This is a genomic window from Actinomadura sp. KC216, assembly GCF_004348535.1.
Lineage (GTDB): Bacteria > Actinomycetota > Actinomycetes > Streptosporangiales > Streptosporangiaceae > Spirillospora.
In genome coordinates this window covers 1-23,420 of record NZ_SMJX01000119.1, presented here as the reverse complement: position 1 = coordinate 23,420, position 23,420 = coordinate 1, and the positions used below count along the sequence as shown (strand labels likewise).

The 23,420-nt window shown below is 72.4% G+C and carries 21 protein-coding genes; 6 read left to right on the top strand and 15 right to left on the bottom strand.

Annotated features, from left to right (window positions below):
• The 4 genes from E1264_RS21360 to E1264_RS21345 form a co-directional block, all read left to right on the top strand.
• Positions 1-952 (top strand): diacylglycerol kinase family protein (locus E1264_RS21360; protein WP_207936062.1); only part of this gene is annotated, 952 nt, incomplete at its 5' end.
• Positions 953-997: 45 nt separating this feature from the next.
• Positions 998-1,234, top strand: a complete 237-nt coding sequence (locus tag E1264_RS21355) for a DUF6158 family protein (protein WP_243711071.1) — start codon at positions 998-1,000, stop codon at positions 1,232-1,234.
• Positions 1,235-1,352: 118 nt separating this feature from the next.
• Positions 1,353-2,387: a VanW family protein gene (locus E1264_RS45995; RefSeq protein ID WP_132176205.1), complete on the top strand. Its 1,035-nt coding sequence runs from the start codon at positions 1,353-1,355 to the stop codon at positions 2,385-2,387.
• A gap of 18 nt (positions 2,388-2,405) precedes the next feature.
• The gene (locus E1264_RS21345; RefSeq protein WP_132176203.1) at positions 2,406-2,936 is read left to right on the top strand and encodes a YceI family protein; all 531 of its coding nucleotides are present in this window, start codon (positions 2,406-2,408) and stop codon (positions 2,934-2,936) included.
• On the opposite strand, the gene E1264_RS21340 is transcribed toward E1264_RS21345, so the two are convergent.
• From E1264_RS21340 to E1264_RS21300, 9 genes are all read right to left on the bottom strand, one after another.
• Positions 2,920-3,687: a hypothetical protein gene (locus E1264_RS21340; RefSeq protein WP_132176201.1), complete on the bottom strand. Its 768-nt coding sequence runs from the start codon at positions 3,685-3,687 to the stop codon at positions 2,920-2,922. The genes E1264_RS21345 and E1264_RS21340 overlap by 17 nt on opposite strands.
• On the bottom strand, positions 3,684-4,805 hold the full coding sequence (locus tag E1264_RS21335) for a glycosyltransferase family 4 protein (protein WP_132176199.1): 1,122 nt from the start codon (positions 4,803-4,805) through the stop codon (positions 3,684-3,686). The genes E1264_RS21340 and E1264_RS21335 overlap by 4 nt, the downstream gene beginning before the upstream one ends.
• The gene (locus E1264_RS21330; protein WP_132176197.1) at positions 4,805-5,158 is read right to left on the bottom strand and encodes a hypothetical protein; all 354 of its coding nucleotides are present in this window, start codon (positions 5,156-5,158) and stop codon (positions 4,805-4,807) included. Before E1264_RS21330 ends, E1264_RS21335 begins: the two co-directional genes overlap by 1 nt.
• Positions 5,155-5,883, bottom strand: a complete 729-nt coding sequence (locus tag E1264_RS21325) for a hypothetical protein (RefSeq protein WP_132176195.1) — start codon at positions 5,881-5,883, stop codon at positions 5,155-5,157. The genes E1264_RS21330 and E1264_RS21325 overlap by 4 nt, the downstream gene beginning before the upstream one ends.
• Positions 5,884-5,893: 10 nt before the next feature.
• Entirely contained in the window at positions 5,894-7,057 is a 1,164-nt protein-coding gene (locus tag E1264_RS21320; RefSeq protein WP_243711070.1) for a glycosyltransferase, read from the bottom strand.
• Positions 7,054-8,031, bottom strand: coding sequence for an NAD-dependent epimerase/dehydratase family protein (locus E1264_RS21315; RefSeq protein ID WP_243711069.1), 978 nt, complete (start codon positions 8,029-8,031; stop codon positions 7,054-7,056). The genes E1264_RS21320 and E1264_RS21315 overlap by 4 nt, the downstream gene beginning before the upstream one ends.
• Before the next feature lie 93 nt (positions 8,032-8,124).
• Entirely contained in the window at positions 8,125-8,967 is an 843-nt protein-coding gene (locus E1264_RS21310) for an SAM-dependent methyltransferase (protein WP_132176193.1), read from the bottom strand.
• Positions 8,968-9,006: 39 nt separating this feature from the next.
• Positions 9,007-10,656, bottom strand: coding sequence for an ATP-binding cassette domain-containing protein (locus E1264_RS21305; protein WP_132176191.1), 1,650 nt, complete (start codon positions 10,654-10,656; stop codon positions 9,007-9,009).
• A 43-nt stretch (positions 10,657-10,699) separates the two neighbouring features.
• Positions 10,700-12,394: a proline--tRNA ligase gene (locus E1264_RS21300; protein ID WP_132176189.1), complete on the bottom strand. Its 1,695-nt coding sequence runs from the start codon at positions 12,392-12,394 to the stop codon at positions 10,700-10,702.
• A 76-nt stretch (positions 12,395-12,470) separates the two neighbouring features.
• On the opposite strand from E1264_RS21300, the gene proS reads away from it, so the two are divergent.
• Positions 12,471-13,919 carry a proline--tRNA ligase gene (gene proS, locus E1264_RS21295; protein WP_243711068.1) on the top strand — a complete coding sequence of 483 codons (1,449 nt, stop codon included), beginning with the start codon at positions 12,471-12,473 and terminating at the stop codon, positions 13,917-13,919.
• 15 nt (positions 13,920-13,934) lie between these two features.
• Here proS and E1264_RS21290 read toward each other — a convergent pair whose 3' ends face one another.
• From E1264_RS21290 to E1264_RS21265, 6 genes are all read right to left on the bottom strand, one after another.
• Positions 13,935-14,462, bottom strand: coding sequence for a DUF6328 family protein (locus E1264_RS21290; RefSeq protein WP_132176187.1), 528 nt, complete (start codon positions 14,460-14,462; stop codon positions 13,935-13,937).
• A 33-nt stretch (positions 14,463-14,495) separates the two neighbouring features.
• Positions 14,496-16,502: a SpoIIE family protein phosphatase gene (locus E1264_RS21285; protein ID WP_132176185.1), complete on the bottom strand. Its 2,007-nt coding sequence runs from the start codon at positions 16,500-16,502 to the stop codon at positions 14,496-14,498.
• 72 nt (positions 16,503-16,574) lie between these two features.
• Complete coding sequence (locus tag E1264_RS21280; RefSeq protein ID WP_243711067.1) at positions 16,575-17,420, bottom strand: ANTAR domain-containing protein; 846 nt, start codon at positions 17,418-17,420, stop codon at positions 16,575-16,577.
• 111 nt (positions 17,421-17,531) lie between these two features.
• Entirely contained in the window at positions 17,532-17,954 is a 423-nt protein-coding gene (locus E1264_RS21275) for a CBS domain-containing protein (protein ID WP_132176183.1), read from the bottom strand.
• 193 nt (positions 17,955-18,147) lie between these two features.
• Positions 18,148-18,768: a sigma-70 family RNA polymerase sigma factor gene (locus tag E1264_RS21270; RefSeq protein WP_132176181.1), complete on the bottom strand. Its 621-nt coding sequence runs from the start codon at positions 18,766-18,768 to the stop codon at positions 18,148-18,150.
• 415 nt (positions 18,769-19,183) lie between these two features.
• The gene (locus E1264_RS21265; protein WP_132176179.1) at positions 19,184-22,321 is read right to left on the bottom strand and encodes a M14 family zinc carboxypeptidase; all 3,138 of its coding nucleotides are present in this window, start codon (positions 22,319-22,321) and stop codon (positions 19,184-19,186) included.
• A gap of 442 nt (positions 22,322-22,763) precedes the next feature.
• On the opposite strand from E1264_RS21265, the gene E1264_RS43545 reads away from it, so the two are divergent.
• On the top strand, positions 22,764-23,420 hold a 657-nt coding region (locus tag E1264_RS43545), incomplete at its 3' end, for a hypothetical protein (protein ID WP_207936061.1).

The following is a 23,420-nucleotide window of genomic DNA, read 5'->3' as shown; positions in this document are numbered from 1 at the left end:
GGACAGGACCTGGGCGGTCGCCGCTGACGGGGCGGGCCTGGTCGCGGTCGTGAACCCGGGGTCGGGAGCGTCCGGCGGGGCGACCGCCGCGATCCTGCCCGGCCGCCCGGAGCTGGCGGTCGAGCTGCTGGAGCGGGAGCTGCCCGCGGCGGAGATCGTCCGGCTGGGACCGGACGAGGACGCCGACAAGGTGCTCGACGAGGCCGCCGGGCGGGCCGCGGCGCTCGCCGTGATCGGCGGGGACGGCACCGTGAACGCGGGCGCGCGGGCCGCGCTGGAGCACGGCGTGCCGCTGCTCGTCGTCCCGACCGGGACCTTCGACCATTTCGCGCGGGCGATCGGCGTGGAGTCGGCGGCGGAGGCGGTCGCGGCGTACCGGTCCGGACGGGTCGGCCGCGTGGACGTGTCCTACGTCACCCCCGTGACGCGCGACGACCCGGCGGGCGAGGAGCGGCTGTTCCTGAACACCGCGAGCCTCGGCGCGTACACGGAGATGGTCGTCCGGCGGGAGCGGCTGCAGAGGCGGATCGGGAAGTGGCCCGCGCTCGCGGTCGCCGCCGTCCGGACGCTGCGGCACTCCGAACCGGTCGAGGTGACCGTGGACGGCCGGGAGCTCCGCGTCTGGCTGGCGTTCGTCGGCAACTGCGGCTACGGCTCGCGCGGCGCCGCGCCCACCTGGCGGGACCGGCTCGACGACGGGTGGCTCGACGTCCGGATGATCGCGGGCGGGCGCCGCGTCCCGCGGGTCCGGGCGGTCGCCGCCGTCATGGCCGGGCACCTGCACATCCTCCCCGGGTACCGCGCGTGGCGGGCGACCGGGCTTGAGCTGGTGTCGCGGTCCGGGGACCTGCGGCTGGCGCGGGACGGCGAGGTGTCGTCCCTGCCCCCGGCGGTGCGGTTCGGCAAGCACGCCGGGGCCCTCACGGTGTTCACGCCGATCGACGCCGGGTAAGGGACGGGCGCTTACGGAGCCCATGGCGGAGGGAGCCGACAGAACATGACGAGTGACGACAGCATGCTGGGAGTCGACCCCGGCGACCTCACAGACGACGACCTGTTCCGCGAACTCGGCCACCTGTACGCGACGCGGCTGGACGCGCTCCGGCACGCCGCCGCCCAGGCGTACGGGGAGCACACGCGGCGGATGAACCAGCTTGAGGCCGAATACCTGCGGAGGTTCCCGGGCCGCGAGATCGACCCCGAACGGCTCCGCGAGGGCGCCCGCGCGCGCTGACGGTCCCGGCTTCGTTCTGCTCCGGGTCTTCTTCGGGTAAAGACGCGGACGTCGGCGGTGTGGCCGGGGCAGCCTCCGTTGGAGGATCCCGATCGGGGATCTTCGGGGGGTGTGATCTGTGGGGCGGACCCGGCCCGGCCGGAAAGGACACGGCCGGAGGAAACCCGGCGGCAGGGGGCCAGGACGGCGGAGGCGGCTCACCGGCACGTGGCTCGGCGGCAGGCGGCTCGGCGGTCGCGGGCTCGGCGGTCGCGGGCTCGGCGGACGGAGGGCCGGTCGCAGGCGGCGGCGTCAGGGGCACCGCCAGCCGGAGCTGCGCGAATGCGTCCGGCGGTGGTGGCCGATCGTCGCGGGCGCGCTGGCGACGACCGGGCTGCTGCTCGGCGCCTACCTGTGGGTTCCCCGCGACCCCGGCGCGTCCGCGCGGCTGGCCGTCCTCGGCGCGCCGCCGCCCGCCCGCCCCTTACCGAAGAACATCGTGCCGTACCGGCCGCCGTCCGTGCGGCCGATGAGCAGCTTCACCACCCGGTTCACGCCGGGCGAGCCCCGGGTGCGCAACATCGAGATCGCCGCCCGCATCCTGGACGGCCACATCGTCGCCCCCGGCACGACGTTCTCCTTCAACGCCGTCGTCGGCCCGCGGACCGAGAGCCGCGGCTACGTGCCCGCGCCCGCCATCGTCGGGCCGCGCCTGGTGAACGACGTGGGCGGCGGCATCTGCCAGGTGTCCGCGACCTTGTTCAACGCGGTGTTCCGCGCGGGCCTCGACATCCGGAAGGCGCACGCGCACAGCATGTACATGCCGGAGTACCCGGCAGGGCGGGAGGCCGCCGTGTCGTACCCGGGCCTGGACTTCACCTGGCGCAACGACACGGGGCGTCCTGTGCGCATGCAGGTCTCGTCCACGGCGTCGTCGCTGACCGTCAGCCTGTACGGCGAGCGCAGGTACCAGGTGCGGTCGCGGACGTCCGAGCGGTACGGGTTCGTGCCGTACACGACGGGTGTCGGGCGGGGACCGAAGTGCGTGGCCAGCGCCGGCCGCAAGGGCTTCGAGATCGACGTGTGGCGGACGCTGCTGCGGCACGGCCACAAGGTCCGCCGGGAGCGGTTCCACACCGAATACCGCCCGCAGCCGAAGGTGAGATGCGCCTGAGCGTGCGAGGCTGGAGGCATGGCGGTACGAGAGGGAACCTACGAGCTGGGGCCGGACGACGGCACGCTGCTGGTCAGGACGGGCCGCAGCGGGCTCGGCCGCCGCGCCGGCCACGACCTGACCATCGAGGCCACGCGCTGGACGGCGGCCGTCGAGGCCCGCGACCCGCTGGACGCGTCGTCCGTCACGGTCACCGTGGAGCCGGACGGGCTGGAGGTCCGCGAGGGCACCGGCGGCGTCAAGCCGCTCACCGACCAGGACCGCGCGGACATCAGGCGGACGCTGCGCCAGGTGCTCGACGTCCGCTCCTATCCGGAGATCGTCTTCACCTCGACGGCCATCGGCGGCGACGCGATCGAGGGCGACCTGGCGATCATGGGCCGGGTGAAGCCGGTCCGCGTGCGCGCCGCCCTGGCGGATGGCCGGGTGCGGGGCGGTGTCACGGTGACGCAGAGCCGGTGGGGCATCAAGCCGTACTCGGCGTTCTTCGGCGCGCTCAGGCTCGCCGACGACGTCGAGATCGAGTTCGACATCACCCTTCCCGCCTGACGCGGGAGGCGCGGGCGAACTGGTCGTCGAGGCTGCGGGGGAACGGCAGCACGCGGTGGATGTCCCGCCACGGCGCGAACTGCCGGACGGCGTTGAACCCGGCCGCGGTCACGATGCGTTCGACGTTCGGTCCTGGCGGGCCCGCGGGATAGGCGTCCAGGTGCGCGACGCCTGGGGGCAGATCGTCCGGCTTGTGGGGTGACACCAGGGTCATCGGCGGGGCCACGCCTTCGAGGGCTGCCATGTCACGCGCGTAGGCGACGAGTTCGAGCGTCTCCGCGTCGGGCCCGCTGTGGACGATGAGCCAGCCGTCCACGTCCAGCGGCTCCGCAGGGGGATCGGTGAGCGTCAGGGGCGCGACCCGGCCGGAGACCGTGCGCAGGTAGGCGGTGTGCGCCGGGGCCAGCGGTTCGAGGACGAACGTGCGGTCGAAGCGCGGCGGGTCGGCGGGGAGGAGCGGCCGGTAGGCGTCCCAGCGCAGGAGCCGCGCCAGGTGCGTGACCCTGGGCCCGGGCGGGATGCGCGCCAGGTCGCCCTTCAGACCGGCGGGGAAGGCGTCGATGATCACCTCCTCCGCGCCGGCGGCATCCAGGGAGGGCACGATGCGCCAGCCGCCGGTGACACGCGGATCGGCCGCGAACGGGGAGGCCGTCACCACGGTCACGGGACCGTCCAGGCGCAGGGTGTGCAGGACGGACCGGAGCCTTGTCAGATGCCCCAGCCCGTCACCGGCCGCGTAGCAGACGATCAACGCGCGGAGTCGAGGACGGCGAGGTAACCGGCGGTCTCGGCGGCGGGCGTGAAGTCGCGGCGGATGCGCTCCGCCCCGGCGGCGCCGAGCTTCGCGAGCTCCTCGTCCCCGGCCCGCGCCGCCCGGTCGATCGCGGCGCGGCAGGCGTGCGCGTCGCCCGCCGGGAACGTGAAGCCGATCTCGTCGTCGGCCACGTCCGCGAGGCCGCCCCCGTCCGAGGCGATGAGCGGCACGCCGAGGGCCGCCGCCTCCAGCGCCACGTTCGGCATCCCGTCGTAGAACGACGGCAGCGCGACCAGGTCGCAGCTCGCGTAGACGGCCGGGAGGTCGTAGCGGTCGAGGAACGGCAGGAACGAGTGCGGGACGGCGTCCGCGCGCTCGGCCAGCCACTCCGTCACCGGCTCCTCGACCTCGCCGACCAGCAGCAGATGGAACGCCTCCGCGTGCCGGGACGCCTCCAGCGCGTCCAGGAAGAACCCGACGCCCTTCTTGACCTTGAGCTGCCCGATGAGGCCGATCGTGCGGCGCCCCGCCCCGACGTTCTCCTCCCGCCACGCCCGGCCCCGCTCCCGCTCGGACGGCAGGACCCGCCACTGCCCGGTGTCGACGCTGTTGGCCACGAACGTCACCGCCGCGTCCGGGGCCAGCGCGGTCACCAGCGGCGCGTGCGAGCGCGCGACGACGCACACGCGGGACGAGGCGCGCAGCGCGTCCGCGAGCACGCCGCGCCGCCGCATCGAGAACACGCCGACGTCGATGTCGTTGCCGCGCAGCAGCGTGACCAGCGGCGCGTCCAGCAGCGCGGACAGGACGGGCCCGGCGAGCGTCGCGTACACGCCGCCGAACGCGACGACATGGGTGTAGCCGGTGAGGTCCGCGGCGGTGATCGTCGTCCACAGGCGGCGCAGGGCGTGCTCGGAGTCGTCGCCGAGCGGAGCCGAGATCAGGCGCCCGCCGTGCTCGCGGGTGACGCCCCACGGTCGGGCGCCGCGCGTCAGGTGCGCGACGTCCACCTCCGCCCCGGCGCCGCGCAGGCCCCGCACGATCCGGTCGCACGACTGCGCCATGCCGCCCCGGCTCGGCGGGTAGTGCTCGGTGATCCAGAGGACGCGGTGCATCAGCTGTCCACGAAGCCGGTGTCGTCGTCGCCGCCCCAGTCGCCGCCGTGCGAGTAGTCGTCGCCCGGGTTGAACGCGCCACGGTCGTAGTCGTCGAACGACGAGTACCAGTAGGCGTCGCCATAGGCATGGGAGCTGCTCTGGTAGTAGCGCCGCCGGAATCCGCCCGTCCAGGCGGGGTCGTGCGGGTCTCGCGACTCGTAGCCCTGGGCGGTCGCGCATTCGCCGCAGAGCGCGCCCTGCCCGGCGTGCGCGGCGCAGACGGGCCGCGCGCACTGCGGGCATGCCGCGACGGCCGGCTGCCCGCAGCGTCCCAGGACGAAGAAACCGGTGGTCACGCTGCAGCGGTTCATGAACTTCTCCCCATGGCCCGGCCGGGCGGCGTCCAGCGGAACGGCTCCGTCGACACGTGCAGGATCAGGTCGGTCAGCGTGGACTCGGTGAGCGGCCCGGGAACCTTGCCGTTCGCGCGGAAGATCGTCCGCCTCCCCTGCTTGACCCGCACCCTGATCCAGGGCGGCGGCGGTGTCCCCGGGCGCTGGACGGCCGCGTCCTTCGCCAGCCGGCGGGTGACGCGCACCAGATGGACCGTCTTCGCCTTCGTCTTGATCTTGAGCTTGCCGCGCGGGTTCCGCTTGCGGCGCCGCCGGAACCGGACCCGGTCGGTGACCGACAGCTCCAGGACGCTGCCGTCCCGCAGCTCGGCCCGCATGCGCAGCCACGGGTCCATCGCGTACCACTGCGTCAGCGACAGGACCGGACGCTGGACCGGCAGCTCGTGCCGCGGCCCGGCCTTGTCCGGGGTCTCCGCGCCGCGCATGTCCGCCGCGACCGACAGCACGCCGTCCGGCCCCATGTCGGACGCCAGCACCCGCAGCATCGGCACGAGGACGCCCGGCACCCGGTTCGGCAGCAGCCACCTGCGCCGCCGGATCTGGGTGCGATGCCGCGCGAGGCTCTGGATGACCGGCTCCCACTCGTCGCGCCGCAGCGAGACCGCGAAGCCCTTCTCCAGGGTGAGTGCCTTGTGCAGGGGGTGGAACCGCTCTATGGCGGCCTTCTGCTTACGCCAGAACATGACGAACCACCTATCGATCCGACGGCGTGATCGCGCGGTAGACATCGGCCAGCAGGGCGCGTGAACGCGTCCAGGTCAGCTCTCGCTCGACGCGCCGCCGTGCCCTGCGGCCCATGGCGGCGGCCTCGTCCGGGTACTCCAGCAGGATCCGGACGGCCCTCGCCAGCTCGGCGGGACGGTCGGCCGGGACGAGCCTGCCGTGCTCCCCGTCCGCCATCAGCTCCCGCACCGCGGGCAGGTCCGAGGCCACGACCGGCACGCCCGCCGCCATGGACTCGATCACCTTCAGCGGCGCGCAGCCCTGGTCGAGGTTGCGGGCGCAGCCGGTCAGCGGCGCCACCGACACCTCGGCGTGCGCGAGCCAGGCCGCGATCTCCCGGTGCGGAAGCATGAACCGCCAGTCGATCCGCCCGGCGACGCCGAGCCGCTCGGCGAGCCGACGCGCCGGCTTCGCCCGCCGTTCCGGGACGGACGCGCAGATCACCAGCCGCAGGTCCGGCAGGTCGGCGAGCCGTGCGAACGCGCGCGTCAGGACGTCCAGGCCCTGCCACGGCTGGAGCGCGCCGACGTACACGATGTAGCGTGCGGGCGCGTCAGCGGGCCGCTGCGGCTTCTCGCGGATCTCTGCGCCGTTCGGCACGAGATGGATGTCGCCCTCCGGCACCCCGAACCGCCTGACCGCCGCGCCGATCACCCGCGACGGCACGACGACGGCGTCGCTGCGCTCCAGGCAGAACCGCTCCAGCTCCCGGATCTTGTCGAGCGTCCTGGGCGCGGCCCACGGCCACGTGTGCGCCATCTCGATCGACGGGAGGCCGTTGACCTCGTAGACGACCTTGTGGCGGCGGCCGTCCGCGATCGCGGGCAGCGCGCTCCACGGGTCCCGGACATGGCAGACCTCCAGCGTGTCCCAGTGCGGCTCCAGATGGGCCGCGACCCAGCGCGAGAACGCCTCCGCCCGGTCGATCAGGTTCGGTACCTGCGCGTCGAACCGGGCGATCTCCCGCGTCCCCTCCCGCTGGTAGCGCGGCAGGTCACCGCCGCCGATCACGCCGAGCAGCCCGCCGGCGAACCGGGTGAACAGCTCGTCGGCCATCTGCGCGATGTGCACCGCGGACCCCTTGCTGGACGGGAACCGGTCGAACGCGACATAGGCCGCCCGATGCCTCATCATCCGACCCGCACCCCTTCGGCCCGCCGCTCCGCCCGCCGCTCGCGGTGCCAGGCGATCTGGTCGGCGAGGCCCGCCGCGAGCCCGGTCGTCGCCGTCCAGCCGAGCAGCTCCCGGGCGCGGCTCGTGTCGGCCCACGTGCGCTCCGCGTCACCGGCCACCGGCGCCTCCCGCCGGATCACCGCCTGGACGCCCAGCACGCCGGTGAGCAGCTCGATCGCGTCCGCGACCGCCACCGGCTCGCCATGCCCGACGTTGACCGCGATCCCCGGCGGGAGGTCCTCGGCCGCCGCGACCAGCGTCGCCGCGACCACGTCCCGGACGTGGGTGAAGCTCCGCGAGCGGCGGCCGTCGCCGAACACCGGCAGCGGGCGGCCGTCCAGCGCCGCCTCCGCGAACCGGTGGAACGCCATGTCGGGCCGCTGCCGGGGCCCGTACACCGAGAAGTACCTGAGCAGGACGGTGCGTAGCCCGTCCCGCGCCGCGACGCCCGCGAGCCGCTCCACCTCGACCTTGCTGACCGCGTACGGGCTCGCCGGGCTCAGCGGGTCGCCCTCCCGGTTCGGCCGCCGTCCCGCCGACCCGTACACCGACGAGCTCGACGCGACGATCACCCGGGGCCTGCGCCGCGCCGGGCGCCTCATGCAGGACGCGAGCAGCCGCCGCGTCGCCAGCACGTTGTCCCGTTCCGCCACGGCCCGTCCGGCGCCCCACGAGTCGCGGACGCCGGGCCGTCCCGCCAGGTGGACGACGACGTCAGCGGCGGCGAGGGCGTCGAGGTCGTGCACCGCGAGGTCGAGCTCCGCCGCGACGACCCCTGGACGGGCGGCCACCTCGGCCCAGGTGCGCCGCGCCACGTCCGGGGTGGGCGAGCGGCGCGGCGCGTCGACGGCGAGCACCTCGTGTCCGGCGAGCGAGAACGCGTCGGCCACATGGCTCCCGATGAACCCGGCCGCACCCGTGACAACCACCCGCACCCGGGCACCCTACCCACCGTCGGACCGATGTGGACAGAGGCGTCCGCCCCTGGTCACACGGGACACCGCCCCGGTCGCCGCCGATGCCGGGGCCTAGGGCTTGCGCGCGACGGCGCCGTACCCGTGGACGTGCGCGGGATCGTCCTCGCCGTCGTCGGGCCGCCACCGCGTGATGGTGACCAGGCCCGGTTCGATCATCTCCAGGCCCTCGAAGTAGCCGCCGAGCTGCTCGACGCTGCGCAGGTTGTAGGGGAGGGTGCCCGACTCGGCGTACCGCTCGGTGCTGCGCCTGGCGGCCTCGGAGGTGTCGGTGCAGTCCCACAGGACCAGGAAGCTGCCCGAGGGCACGCCCGCCATGGTGTCGGCCACGATCTGCTTCGCGGTGGGATAGTCCTGGCAGAAGCCGAGCACGCCCATGAACATCACCGCGATCGGCTCGGTGAAGTTCAGGACGTTGGCGGCCTCGTCGAGGATCTTCTGCGGATCGTGGAAATCGGCGTCGAGGTACCCGGTGACGCCCTCGGGGGTCGTGCCGCGCATCAGGGCGCGCGCGTGGACGAGCACCATCGGATCGTTGTCGACGTACACGATGCGGGAGTCGGGCGCGGTCTGCTGGGCGACCTGATGGGTGTTGGACTCCGTCGGCAGCCCGGCCCCGATGTCCAGGAAGTTGCGGATCTTCTCCTCGGCGGCCAGGTACCGCACGGTGCGGCTCAGGAACTTGCGGCCCTCCCTGGCCTGCTGGATGAGCTCGGGGTTCACCGCCGCGGTGGCGTCTCCGACGATCCGGTCGACCTCGTAGTTGTCCTTACCGCCGAGCCAGTAGTTCCACGTTCGTGCGGGGGAGGGGATGTCGGTCCGGAACCGGGCCTGGATGTCGTCGGGCAGGTTCGGAGGACGATCCGCCGGTGGAGTGCCGCCGGGGGGTCCGGGCATGCTCGACTCCTCGCATCATCATGGCCGCCTCCAGGGATCTTACGACGGGCGTGTGACGCGGGCTTCATCCCATGTTGGTTCGGGGGATTCGTAAACGGAGCCGTCCGCACCGAAGACCAAGTAACGATCGAACGAACGAGCGAACCAGCGGTCGTGGGTCACGGACACGACGGTGCCCTCGTAGGTCTCCAGACCCTCCTGGAGAGCCTCCGCGCTGGCGAGGTCGAGGTTGTCGGTGGGCTCGTCCAGCAGGAGCAGCGTGGCGCCGCCCAGCTCCAGCAGGAGGATCTGCAATCGGGCCTGCTGGCCGCCGGAAAGGGTCTCGAAGGGCTGTTCCGCGCAGTGGTTGAGCTCGTAGCGGGCCAGGGCGTTCATCGCGTCGTTGCGGAGCCGGGCGTGCTCGGTCATGACGATCTCGCACGGGGTGCGTCCGGCCAGGTCGGGACGGGCATGGGTCTGCGCGAACAGGCCCGGGACGACGCGGGCGCCCAGCCGGGCCCGGCCGGTGTGCGCGACGGGCGCGGCCGGGGTCGCACCACGCGGAAGGGTCTCCGCGACGGCGGCGAGCAGCCGTAGGAAATGTGATTTGCCGGAGCCGTTGGAGCCCAGCACGGCGACGCGTTCGCCATACCAGATCTCGGCGTCGAAAGGCCGCATGAGGCCCGTCAGTTCCAGGCCCTCGCAGATCGCCGAGCGTTTTCCGGTACGTCCGCCGCGAAGGCGCATCTTCAGGTTCTGGTCGCGGGGCGGGAGCTCCGGCGGGCCCGCTTCCTCGAACTTGCGAAGGCGCGTCAGGGCCGCGCGGTAGCGGGCCCCGGCCGCCATGGAGTCATAGGTCGTCGCCCTGTTGCGGAGAGTGCTGACCAGTTCTTTGAGTTTCGCGTGCTCCTCGTCCCAGCGGCGGCGCACTTCCTCCAGGCGCTCGTGGCGGTCGCGGCGAGCGGCGGCATAGGTCGAGAAACGGCCGCCATGAATCCAGACCCGGCCCGCCTCGACGGTGACGATCCGATCGGCGGACCGGTCGAGCAGCTCCCGATCGTGCGACACCAGCAGAACGGTCTTGGTCGTCTCCCGCAACCGTTCTTCGAGCCACCGCTTGGCGGGCACGTCCAGGTAGTTGTCGGGCTCGTCCAGGAGAAGGACTTCGTCAGGGCCGCGCAGCAGGGCTTCCAAAACCAGCCGTTTCTGCTCTCCGCCCGAAAGGGTGCGGACCTCGCGCCACCGGCACGAGTCGTACGGGACGCCCAAGGCCGCGACGCAACACGCGTCCCAGAGCACCTCGGTCTCGTAGCCGCCCGCGTCGCCCCACCCGGCGAGGGCCGTGGCATAGCGCAGCTGGGTCGGCTCGTCGTCGCGCTCCATCATCGCGAGCTCCGCCGCCTCGACCGCCGCCGCGGCCTCCCGGACCCGGGGCGGCGCCACCGACAGCAGCAGATCGTGGACGGACGACTCGTCCCGCATCCCCCCGATGAACTGCCGCATCACGCCCAGCCCCCCGCTGTGCGCGACGGTCCCCTCCTGCGGCACGACGTCTCCGGCGATCAGCCGCAGCAGCGTCGTCTTCCCCGCTCCGTTCGGCCCGATCAGCGCCGCGACGACACCGTCCCCGACGCGGAACGACACGTCATCGAGCAGGACGCGGCCGTCCGGCAGCGTATGGCGAACGTGCCCCACCTCGACGTGTCCCATAGCCAACGAGTCTCAGGACGTCCCGCGCACCGCGTCAAACGATTTACGGGGCGGTGAGGGAGCGGGTGTGGGCGACCACGGCGTCCAAAGGAACCTTTTCGGTTTCGCCGGTGGCGCGGGCCGTCACCTCGGCCACGCCCTCGGCCAGGCCGCGGCGGCCGATGGTGACGCGGAACGGGATGCCGGTCAGTTCGGCGTCGCGGAACTTCACGCCCGCGCGTTCGGCACGGTCGTCGATCACGACCTCGACGCCCGCGGCCGACAGCGCGGCGTAGACGTCCTCGGCGGCCTTGGCCACGTCGGCGTCGTCCGACTGCGCGGCGACCACGACGACCTGGAACGGGGCCACCGGCAGCGGCCAGACGACGCCGCGGTCGTCGTGGTGGGTCTCGACGATCGCGGCCATCGCGCGCTCGATCCCGATGCCGTAGCTGCCCATGATCACCGGGACGCGGCGGCCGTCCGGGGCCAGGACCTCGACGCCCAGGGCGCGGGCGTACCGGTCGCCGAGCTTGAAGATGTGCCCGACCTCGATGGCGCGGCGGGCTTCCAGGGGCTCGCCGCAGCGGACGCAGGGCTGGCCCGCCTCGACCTCGCGCAGGTCCGCCCACAGGCCGACGTCGATGTCGCGGCCGACGTCGACACCGCGCAGGTGGACGTCGTCGGTGTTGGCGCCGGTGAACATGTCGCGGCGGTCGCGCAGTGCATGATCTGCGATCACCGGCAGGGACGCGCCGACCGCGCCGAGGCTGCCGGGCAGCGCGCCGAGCGCGTCCCGGATCTCGGCCGGGTCGGCGGCGCGGATGTCGGCGGCGCCCGTCGCGTCCGCGAGCTTCTGCTCGTTGAGCGGGTGGTCGCCGCGCAGCAGGACGAGCGTGAGGGTGCCGTCCAGGATGTGGACGAGCGTCTTGATCTGCCGGTCGGCGGGGGCGTCGTAGGCCACCAGGTCGTCGATGGTGCGGACGCCGGGCGTGTCGAAGCGTTCGGGGGAGGGGAGCCCGGGGCCGTCGGACGCGGCGGGCAGGACGGACGTCGCGCGTTCGATGTTCGCCGCGTACCCGCAGGCCGGGCAGTGGACGACGACGTCCTCGCCGACCTCCGACGGGCACATGAACTCGGTCGACCCGGAGCCGCCCATCGTCCCGCTGGACGCCTCGCACGGCAGCGCCGGGATGCCGAGCCGCTCGAAGATCCGCGTGTAGGCGCCGTGGTACGCCTCGAACGAGGCGTCCAGGCCGGGGCGGTCGATGTCGAAGCTGTAGGCGTCCTTCATGGTGAACTCGCGGGTCCGCATGAGGCCGCCCTTGGGGCGCGGCTCGTCCCGGAACTTCGTCTGGAACTGGTACCACTGCTGTGGGAGCTGCCGGTAGGAGTTCAGCTCCCGGGCGACCGTCGCGAAGATCTCCTCGTGCGTCATGCCGAGCGCGTGGTCGGCGCCGCGCCGGTCCTGGAGGCGGAACATCTCCTGGCCCATCAGCTCCCAGCGGCCGGAGCGCCTCCACGGCTCGGCCGGGTGCAGGGCGGGCAGCAGCATCTCCTGCGCGCCGATCGCGTCCATCTCCGCCCGCACGATCCCGATGATCTTGGCGCGGACGCGGACGGCCAGTGGCAGGAGCGAGTAGTGGCCCGCGGTGAGCTGCCGGACGTAACCCGCCCGCAGCAGCAGCCGGTGGCTCGGGGCGTCCGCCTCGGCGGGGTCGTCGCGGAGCGTGGGCGCGAACATCTGGGACCAGCGCATCACGCGAGGGTAGCGAAGCGCCCGTGAGCGGGTGAAAGCGTTCGTACGGTGCCGCGGCAGTCAGTACCCTGTGGCCGTGAGTCGAGAAGGTGTGACGCCGCAGAGCGAGGATTTCTCCGCCTGGTACAACGAGCTGGTCGTGCAGGCGCAGCTCGTCGACCGCGGACCGGTTCGCGGCACGATGGTCATCCGGCCGTACGGGTACCGGGTGTGGGAGCTGCTCCAGGCCGACCTGGACCGGCGCATCAAGGACGCGGGCCACGACAACGCGTGCTTCCCGATGCTCATCCCGGAGTCCTACCTCAAGCGCGAGGCCGAGCACGTCGAGGGCTTCTCCCCGGAGCTCGCCGTCGTGACGCACGCGGGCGGCAAGGAGCTGGACGAGCCGCTGGTCATGCGGCCGACGTCCGAGACCGTCATCGGCGAGTACATGGCCAAGTGGATCGACTCGCACCGAGACCTGCCGCTGCTGCTGAACCAGTGGGCGAACGTCGTCCGCTGGGAGATGCGGCCCCGGCTGTTCCTGCGGACGACCGAGTTCCTCTGGCAGGAGGGCCACACCGCGCACGTCGACGAGGACGACGCGATGCGGGAGACGATGTGGGCCCTTGACGCCTATGCCGGCGTCTCGCGGGACCTCGCCGCGATGCCGGTCATCGCGGGGGAGAAGACGCCCGGCGAGCGGTTCGCCGGTGCCGTCCGCACGTACACGATCGAGGTCATGATGCGCGACGGCCGGGCCCTGCAGTCCGGCACGTCGCACTACCTCGGCACCAACTTCGCCAAGGCGTTCGAGATCCAGTACCAGGACGAGGCGGGCAAGCTGACCCTCGCGCACACCACGTCCTGGGGCATGAGCACCCGCATGATCGGCGGTGTGATCATGACGCATGGGGACGACAAGGGGCTCGTCCTGCCGCCGCGGCTCGCGCCGTACCAGGTCGTGATCGTCCCGATCGGGCGCAAGGAGCAGGGCGAGGAGACCGCGGCGGAGGCCCGCAAGCTCGGCGCGGCGATCAAGTCGATGGGCATCCGCGTGCACGTGGACGACAACCGCCCGCAGCTCTCGCCCGGGTTCAAGTACAACGAGTGGGAGATGCGCGGCGTCCCGGTCCGGATCGAGCTGGGCAAGCGCGACATCGAGGCCGGGGTGGGCACGCTCGTCCGGCGGCTGCCGACCGTGGAGGGGCAGGGCAAGGAGCAGATCCCGCTGGAGAAGCTGCCCGAGCTGCTGCCCGGCATCCTCGCCGACTTCCAGGCGTTCCTGCTGGCCAGGGCGGAGCGGTTCCGCGACGACCACACCGCCGTCGTCGACGGCTGGGACGCGTTCACCGCCCAGGTCGCGACCGGCTGGGCGCGGGCGTTCCACTGCGGCGCCACGGCCTGCGAGGACGACATCAAGGCCGAGACCGCCGCGACCCCCCGGGTCATCCCGGCCGACGCGCCCGAGGAGACGGGCACGTGCGTGAAGTGCGGCCGCCCGTCCGACTACGGCAAGCGCGTCATCTTCGGCCGCGCCTACTGAGCACGGCGCCGGCGGTCAGGAGGAGGCGTCGTCGTCGCCGTTCGTGCTGCCGTTGGAGCGGCCGTTCAGGGCCAGCCGCGTCAGGTACGGCTGGACGAACCAGGCCCACCCGCACAGCGCCAGGACGATCACGGCCGCGACGACCGTCAGCGCCACCTCCTCCTCCAGCGTCTCGACGATCAACGTCGTGGCGGCGGTGATCGAAGCGCCGAGCGCGAACGCGCCGAGGATCCCGAACCGGTTCGCGCGCCTGATCAGCAGCGGCTTCTGGCCCTGCTGGAACAGGATCCGGTGCTGGAACACGGGCGCGATGAAGCAGATGGACGCGAGCGCCGCGCCGAACAGCGCGATGTAGAACAGCGGCAGGCCGTGGCCGTCCACCTTCTCGAACCCGGCCGCGAACGGCACCGTCAGCAGGAACGCGAACAGCACCTGCACCCCGGTGACCGCGACGCGGAAACCCTGCAGTAGCTCCATCAGCTGGCGGTCGAGCCGTTCGTGCCGGGTCTCGTTGCGCGGCTTGTCCGCGGGATCGACGCTCATGAAACCCGATTTACCCCACAAAAAGGTGATCAGTCAGGCAAGAGAGGGTGGCTCCACGCGCAGCGCGAGCATCGACACGTCGTCGCGCAGGTCACCGTCGCAGTAGTCCAGCAGTGCCTGCTCCACCCCGGCGAGCATCCCTTGGGGGGTGTCGCCCGCGTGCGCGGCGAGCGCCTCCAGCAGGCGCTCCTGGCCGAACTCCTGCCGCATCAGGTCGCACGCCTCAAGGACGCCGTCCGAGTGCAGGAACAGCGTGTCGCCGACGGTGAGATCCACCGAGTCCAGGCCGGGCTCGAAGTCCTCGAACAGGCCGAGCGGCACGCCGCCGCGCGACGCCGACCTGATCACCCCGTCGGCGCGGACCACGATCGCCGGGGGATGGCCCGCGGTGCCCAGCGACACGATGATCTTCTCGGTCTCCATCGTCAGCCCGGCCATCACGGCGGTGACGAACCGGTCCTCGTCCAGCAGCGTCTCGTTCACGATCCCGAGGACGTCGCCCGGGCGCGCCTTCCACCGCGACGCCAGCCGCACGCAGTGCCGGGCCGTCGCCGTCACGGCCGCAGCGTCCTCGCCCTTGCCGCACACGTCGCCGAGGACCAGGCCCCAGCCGTTCTCGGTGCGGAACACGTCGTAGAAGTCGCCGCCGACCTCCGAGCCGTGCGTCGCCGTCAGGTACTTCGCCGCCACGGTCACGCCCGGGATGGACGGCAGCGACTTCGGCAGCAGCCCCGCCTGCAGCGTCTCGGCGACCTCCGCGCGGCGCCGGTACAGCCGCGCCGCCCTGATCACCAGCGCCAGATACCGTCCGAGGCGCTGGACGACCCCGAGGTCCATCAGGTCGAACGGGCCGTACTCGCCGCTCGCCGCCAGCGTGATCGTCCCGATGGCGCGGTCGCCGTCCTCGATCGGGACGCTCAGCACCGACGTCGCGCCGATCTTGCCGCAGACGGGCTGGCCGTCCGGGCAGACGCCGAGGACGTCGAGGTTCTCCACATGCGGCCGCAGCGCGCTCTGCCGGGTGACGAACACGGTGTGCGGCAGCGTGCCCTCGGCCGGGTCGACCTCTTCGAGCGTCCGGGCGGCCTCGATGGAATGCTCGTCGTCCGGGCCCATCACGACCTGCCTGCGCAGCAGCGGCGCCGGGCGGGCCGCCGTCCCCGCCACGTGGACGCCGCCCTGCGGCGCCCCTCCGGGACCGCCGTTGGCCGGGCCGGTCAGGTCGATGAACGCCCAGTCGGCCAGCTCGGCGGCCAGCAGCCGGGCGCAGCGCCGGACCGCGACCGTCTCGTTGAAGACGGGCTCGTCCAGCAGCAGCTCGCTGGCGGTGGCGAGGACGTCCATCCGGTGGACGATCGTCGCGACCGCCTCGTCGTCGGGCGGCGTGCCCTGCCCGGCCCGCGCCTGCGCGGGCCCGGCCGCCTCCCGCCCGCCCCTGGCGCGTTCCGGTGCGGCGATCTCGCCGGTGGGCTGGTCCGACGCGCCGGCGGCCACCACGACCATCGGGTCCGGCTCGCCGCGGATCCACACCCGGGCCAGGGTCACCACGGCGTCGACCGGACGGTCCCGGCCGAGGAACCTGACCTGGACGCGGCGGCGCCGCCCCGTCCGGACGACCGCGGCCAGCTGCGACCGCACCGCCGCGCGGGTCGCCATGTCGCAGAACGCCGTGAACTGCTTGCCCGACACGTACCCCGACGACGTGCCGAGCAGCGCCGCCGCCTGCCGGTTCACCCGCCGGACGCTCGTGTTGCGGTCCAGAAGGAACAGCGGGACGGGGGCGTCCTGGAACACCGTGCGCAGCACCCGCCGCTCGGTCTCCGCCGGCGCCGACCCGCCCTGCCCGCCCGCGTGCTCGGAGCCCATCGTCCGCAGCGCCGTCAGCGCCAGCTCCAGCTCGACCAGCGCCGCGTCCAGGGTCGCCCGCAGGTCGGGCTCCGGCAGGCTCGCGGCCTGTCGCAGCTCGCCGATGCGCCCTTCGAGATCCGAGACCTCGCGCATCAGGGTCTCGGGTTCGAGCTGGTCGGGCTGATCGTGCATCTGGTCTGCCTCTCGTCCGCGCACGGTGGAACCAGGCGCCTGGACTCGTGACCTCGCTCCCAGGTCCATGACCTAGGGGAGGCCCTGATGACCGACGATACGCTGGGCGAGCGCGGTCAGCTTCACGTGACGCGTCTGCGAGATGCGCCGCAGCTCCGCGAACGCCTCGTCCGCATCGCAGCCCAGGGCGTGCATGAGGATGCCCTTCGCCTGGTCGACGACCGCCCGCGCCTCCACCGCCTCCTGCAGCTGGACGGCGGTGCGGTGCACGTCGTCGTACTGCCGGGTGTTGGTCACCGCCGCGCTGCCCTGGGCGATCAGCAGCGACGCGAGTGCCTGCCGCTGATGGGAGATCGCCTTCGGCGTCACACCGTACAGGGTAAGCGTGACGAGGACGGGCGGGTTCAGATGCGGCGTCGTGGTGAAGCAGCGCACCCCCCGCCGCAGCATGTCCGACATCGTCTCCGGCCAGCGGGTCTCGCCGAGGATGTCGTCCGAGGCCAGCGCGCGGCGGTCCATCACCACGTCGAAGATCGGCCCGTGGCCGCGCGACAGCTGCCGGTCGGTCACCTCGGCGAGATCGGGATGGCTGGCGGCGGCGGCCAGCGGTTCCGGCCTGATCTCCTCCGGCGCCGGCATCTCGGGCGGGGCGGCGTCCGGCCCCGGGTCCTGCGGCGGGACGCGCGGGACGTCCTGGTCGGCGTCCGGCGGCAGCCCGAGCGCGGAGCCCGGATCGTCCCCGGGCATATCCGGCAGCGCCCACCGCACGCTCGCCGCCCCCGCGCACCCGGGGATGGCGCGCGCGGCGAGCTCCGTCACCCGGTGCAGGGTGCCGATGTCGGATGACTCGCCGACCATTCCCAGCCGGGCGATCTCCAACGCGAGCTGGTCCGTCAGGACCGTTTCGGTGGCCGTCACCCCTCCGACATTATCCTGCGCCGCGGGTGCCGGCGCCGCCGGCGCCTGGGGCCCGGCCCGGCCCCGGTGTCCTCGGTTGTTCATGGGGGGTCCTCGCGGCGACCTGCGCGTTCAGTTGTTCGGAGGGGCCTTGCTGATCTCCGCCAGCGGCCCGACATGACCATCGGCGACGGCCAGGTCGCCGATGCAGATGATGCCCACGGGGCGCTGCTCGTCGTCCACCACGGGCAGCCGCCGCACGGCCTGCTCCGACATCAGCCGCGCCGCCGTCCCGGTGTCGTCATCGGGACGGACGGTCGTCAGCTCCGCCGTGCACACGTCACCGAGGGGGGTGAGCGACGTGTCCCGGCTCTCCGCGACGGCCCGGACCACGATGTCCCGGTCGGTGATCACACCGCAGAGCCGTCCGGCATAGGTGACCAGGACGTCCCCGATCCCTCTGTCCCGCATGATCCGGGCGGCCTCGTACAGCGTCGCGTCCAATGGCAACGTCTCCGGCTCCACCGTCATGACGTCGCTAACCCGTGGGGGCATACCGCGCGCACATCCTTCCAACTACCGACGGCTCGCGTGGCCTAGTGTGCGCGCTCTACCCACGGCCGAAGATTTTATTGCGGTCGCGCGTTTACGGGTACCGCCCGGCCTCATGCCCGGGTAAGGGGCGATCCCGCAGCCACGGGGTGGCTGCGGGATCGGATCGTGCCATGTGGCCATGGCGGGCCCTGGGCTATGCGGCGAGAACGTGCGCGGCGCGGTGGTCGGCCAGGGCTTCGCGGAGCTGCTTGCGGCCGCGGTGGAGGCGGGACATGACGGTGCCGATGGGGGTGCCCATCATCTCCGCGATCTCCTTGTACGGGTAGCCCTCGACGTCGGCGAGGTAGACGGCGTCCCGGAAGTCCTTGGGGAGGGCGCGCAGGGCGGCGACGACCTCGGAGTCGGGGATGCGGTCGAGCGCCTCCGACTCGGCGGACCGGAACCCGGACGAGTGCGCCTCGGCCTGGGCGAGCTGCCACTCCTCCAGCTCCTCGGAGCCCGCGCGCTGGGGCTCGCGCTGCTTCTTCCGGTAGGTGTTGATGAAGTTGTTGGTGAGGATCCGGTGCAGCCACGCCTTGAGGTTCGTGCCTTCCTGGAACTGGTGGAAGTTCACGTACGCCTTGGCCAGGGTCTCCTGGACGAGGTCCTCGGCGTCGGCGGAGTTGCGGGTCATGCGGACGGCGCTGGCGTACAGCGGGTCGGCGAGCGGGAGGACGTCGCGCTCGTAGCGCTGGGTGTTCTCGATGGTCGCGGCACTGCGCCCGGTGCGAGCGTCCTTCGCACCGCGGCGGACAGGTGTGGTGACAGCGGTCATCGTCGCTCCCCGTAGGTAGTGGCCCCTTGGCGGGCCGGTTGCTGGCGCGTGTTCGGGGGCACGCGCGGACCGGGCGGACGAACCGCCCACCGTCAGGTAATACGTGCCACCGTTCCCGGCGGGTTCGCTCCCGCCCCCCGTATGGGGAGGGCCGGGGCTTGTACGTCGCGATCGGCGGTGCCAGAGCGACCCCGTTCTCCGGGACGTCGCGGGCTGTGCGCGATCAGGGGGTTCCACCCGCCGGTGGTTCTTCTGCCCATAAAGACGCCTGGGAGGGCCCGGATGGTTGCACGTGGCCGCGTGTCGTTCGTCACATGGAGCTGCGCGTTCTTCGATCTTGCGATATAGGGCCCCGTTCCCGAGACAGAGCCCCGGGAGCCCGGAGGGGGCGGGCTCCCGGGGCTCGGAGCGGGGGTCAGTCGAGCAGGTGCCGCAGCGACCTGATCATCAGGGCCCGCTGGTCGGCGGCCTGCTCGATGCCGAATCCGAGCAGGACGGTGTCCTTGGTCGCGACCGCGGAGACGGAGTCGATCTGCGCCTGCGAACGGGCGTACTCGGCGCCGTTTCCGGGGCTTCCGGCCGGGGCGCCCTGGACGGCCCAGGAGCCGAGGCCGGTCTCGAAGCCCTCCGCGTCGGGCTGGCCGCCGGACGTGGTGAGCCTGGTGTCGTCGATGAACAGTCCGGTTCCTCCGGAGCCGGGGTCGCTGACGTAGGAGAGGGACACCTCGACCTTCTTGCCCGCGTACGCCGACAGGTCGTACGCCACCGGGACCCAGCCGTTGGAGTTGCCGGTGATGGCGTTCCACTGGCCGGACGATCCGGTGTTCCCGCAGGGGTTGCCCCTGGTCAGGTAGTGGCCGAGGAAGGGGTGCATGTCGAGCAGGTAGCCCTGCTCGCACTGCTCGGGGACGGTCGTCTTCGACAGCCCGCCCTTCTCGGGCAGCGTCGTCCAGTCATCGCCGCCGGCGGTGTGCGCCTCAAGGATGATGTTGTCGAAGCCCGTCTCGGTGCTGTAGGAGATCTGGGCCTGCAGGGTCGGCGCCTGCGCGGCGGTGACCGTGGACAGGTCGATCGTCCGGGTCAGGCGCCGGTAAAGGCCGTCCTGGTGCGGTCCGGCGACGTACCACTGGCCCTCGACGGGCTCGGTGGGTGCCGCCGCGCCCGTGTAGTCGCCGGCCTTCCAGCTGGTGAACTGCGGGAAGTCCGCCTTGGGCAGGACGGTCGAGGTCACCTGGAAGCCGCCCGCCTCGTTCAGCGGGTTGGTCGCGGGGCCCGCCAGCTTCGACGTGACGCCGTCGAACGGATCTCCCGTCCCGGTGAACGCGGTCGGCGCCCCCACCCGCTGCCGGTCGTACGCCCCCAGGTAGTACTGGAAGAAGTCGTCCGACAGCAGCTCGCAGTCATCCCGGAAGTTGCTCGTGACGACGCAGGGCTTCTCCGGGTGGCCCTTCAGCCCGTAGTAGATCCCGCCGCCGTTGAGGCGGCTGACGGGCCCGTAGTATCCGGTCGTCTCACCGGTGTGCAGGAGTTTCCCGCCCTCGTTCAGGTAGGAGCGGACGGAGAGGAGCAGGTCCTTCGCCCGGTCCGCGACCTGCGAGTCGGGCTGGTCGCCGAGGTAGGTCTTGATCGGGTCGTCGGCGGCGTCCTGGGTGAGCCGGTTGTCGCCCAGGTACCAGACGACGGCGTCGAAGTGCTTGAGCACGCCGAGGTCGTGCGGGACGCCGTCCTTGTCGATGTCCCAGACGAGCGGCTTGTGCTTGGCCGCCTTGACGAGGTCGGCGTACTGCTGGGCGTAGCGCGGCTTGTTCGTCCCGGCCGGGTAGGTCGGGTTGATACCGGTGTAGTCCTCGTCCGCGATGACCAGGACGTCCGCCTTCTGCTGGTCGCGGACGGTGTAGGTGAAGTGCTTGCTCTCCACCCGCTTGTAGCCCTTCAAGCCGGTGAACCACACCTCGACCTTGTCGCCCGGCCGCTGCCTGATCTTGCCGCGGTACTCGGCGTAGTAGGTGTCGTTCTCGTCGCCGAACCGCTCACCGCCGCGCCATACGCGCAGGTCGGCGTCGCGCACGCGGCCGCCGTTGATCCGGTAGCGCAGCTCCTTGTCGCGCAGCGACCGGCGGATCACCGACGCGACCTCCTGCGACGTGCCGTAGGACGTCGTGAACGCGTCGGTCTCGAAGTCGGGCGCGGTGCGTCCGACGGCGGAGACGGGCTCGTCCGGCTTCTTCGCGGACTTGGCGACCGAGAGCGCGAACGGGATGTTCTTCTGGAACTCCTTCTGGATGAGCGTCTCGTCGTCCGGGAACTCGAAGCCGCTGGCGCAGTCCTCGGGCTCCCACTCGTCGTCGGGGTCGGACCGCGCGGCCGACTCGCAGGTCGCCATCTCCGGCGTGATCGACAGGGCGCCGTGGACGTTGTCGGCCTGGCCGTCGGTGTCGCCGTTGGTGGTGTAGAGCTGGGCGCCCAGCTGGGGTGTGTAGCCGGGCACGGCGGGGTGGTCGATGTCGCCGAGCAGCGCGTTGTGGATCACATCGTCCGGGCTGCGGGTCAGGGTCTGCCAGCCCACGCCGTGCAGCAGCAGCTCAGCCGCCGAGTGGTAGTTGACCAGGTAGGCGGGACGGACCTTCTTGTAGAGGCCCATCTGCGCCTGCGTCTCAGGCTCGGAGCCCGGCGCAGGCCCGCGGTAGGTCTGGCTGGTGCGCTGGTTGGACGAGCCCTCGTTGTCGTAGCCCCACTTGTAGGGGAAGTTGCGGTTGAGGTCGACGCCGTCCTGGCCGGTGATCTGGCCGTCGCCGTCGTTGTCGCGGACGTTCTTGCGCCAGAGCCGGAACCCTTCCTTGAACGTCAGGTCGTAGCCGTCGACGTTCACGACCGGGACGAACCACATCTCCGTCGTGTCGACGAGCTTGGTGATCTGGGCGTCCTTGCCGTAGCCGTTCACGTAGTGGTGCAGCAGTCGGCGCACCATCTCCGGCGTGATCCACTCGCGGGCGTGCTGGGCCGCCTGGTAGACCACGACGGGCCGGTCGTGCCGCTTCAGGCTGTTCACGTCCTTGGTGACGCGGACGGCGGTGATCGGCTGGCCCGCGGTGGACTTCCCGATGTCCACGGCCTTCGCGATGGACGCGTTGGCGGCGGCGACGTTCAGCAGCTCCTCGCGGATGTTCCCGGGCCCGCTGTAGGGGCGGAACACCTTGGGCGCCGCGGCCAGCGCGCGCTGGCGGGCGTCCTTGCCGCGGAGCTTCTTCACGGTGAGGCCGAGGCCCTGCCGGTTGAGCGTGGCCGCCTGCGCGGCGCTCATCGTGGCTTCGACGTGGACGCTGCCCTTCACGGAGCTCTTGGAGAACGCGACGTCCTCCCGGTCGAGGCCGAAGCGGGACAGCAGCTTCACCTGGTCGGGCGTCAGTTCGGCCGCGTAGAGGTCGACGGCGGCGCCGGCGGACGCGGGTTTCGGTGCGGCGTTCGCGGGGGTCGCCACCAGCGTTCCGATCAGGAGCGCGGCGGCAGCGAGGACGGGGGTGAGTCTTCGATGCCGGAACGTTGTGCGCGGCATTGCGCCTCCCTGGCAGGGATCACAAGTGTGGGGGTCGCGTGATCTTCTGCCGGGCGGACAAAGGGTGTCAATGGGGCAATAGTGCTCTATGCCGCTTTCGGTCATCTAAGCGGCCGGACATGGCCTCGGCGGGCCGCTCTCCGCCCCCGGAACGTCCGCCTGAGGACGACCGGGGAGCGTCCGGCGGGGGCGGCCCGCCGTCCTGGCCACTCCTGGCCCGCGCCCCGTCTTGGCGACGCCTTCCTTCTGTGCATCGCCTCGATCGCGCGTCTGCGCACCGGCTGGACGGCGGCTGGACGGCGGTCTGCGCGGGGCCCGGGAGAGCGCTCGCCCGGACGAGTTCCGCAGACTCCCAGCGCGATCTTCTTACAGGGGGTAACGTCTCCTTTACCAGGAGTTGCCGGGAGCGTCGTGCATCCTTCGCTCCGGGAGGGGGGATCACATGGTCATCGCCGACCTGCTGGGTGTGGCACGGATGACCGCCATCACCCTGAACGGGCGGGGGCGCATCAGCAACTGGGACGCCACCGCGATCGACCTCTTCGGCGTCGACCGGCTCCAGGCCGTGGGCCGCTCGCCCGGCTCGCTGCTGCGGCTCCCCCCGGAGCACCGCGGCGTCTTCGAGCCCGGGCTCTTCGGCCACGTCTGGTGCGGCGCCTGCACCGTGCCGCGCGTCGACAACGGCGTGCTCACCGAGATCGGCTGGTGGATCTACCCGATCGAGCCGCGTCCCGGCGACCACGACGTCGGGGTGCTCGCGCTGGCCGCCGACCTGCGCCGGCTCCGCCAGGACGGCCCCGGCGTCACCATCGGCGACCTGCCCATCCAGCGGCCGGGCGGCGACGGGTGCCGCGCGTCCGGGGCGCGGCTGCTGCGCGTCGAGCCCGCGCTGGCGGCACCGTCGTCCGGCACGGACGGCGCCCCGTACGCCGAGCCCTTCGCGGCGCGGCTGGCCGAACTGCTTCCCGCGATCAGCCCGGACGCGTCCGCGCGGATCGCCTCCCGGGTGCTTGGCATCGGCAGCCCCGCCGTCTCGCTCGGGCTGACCGTCCGGCTGCCGATCGTCCCGTGCACGGCGCGCGCGCCGTCCGTTCCGGAG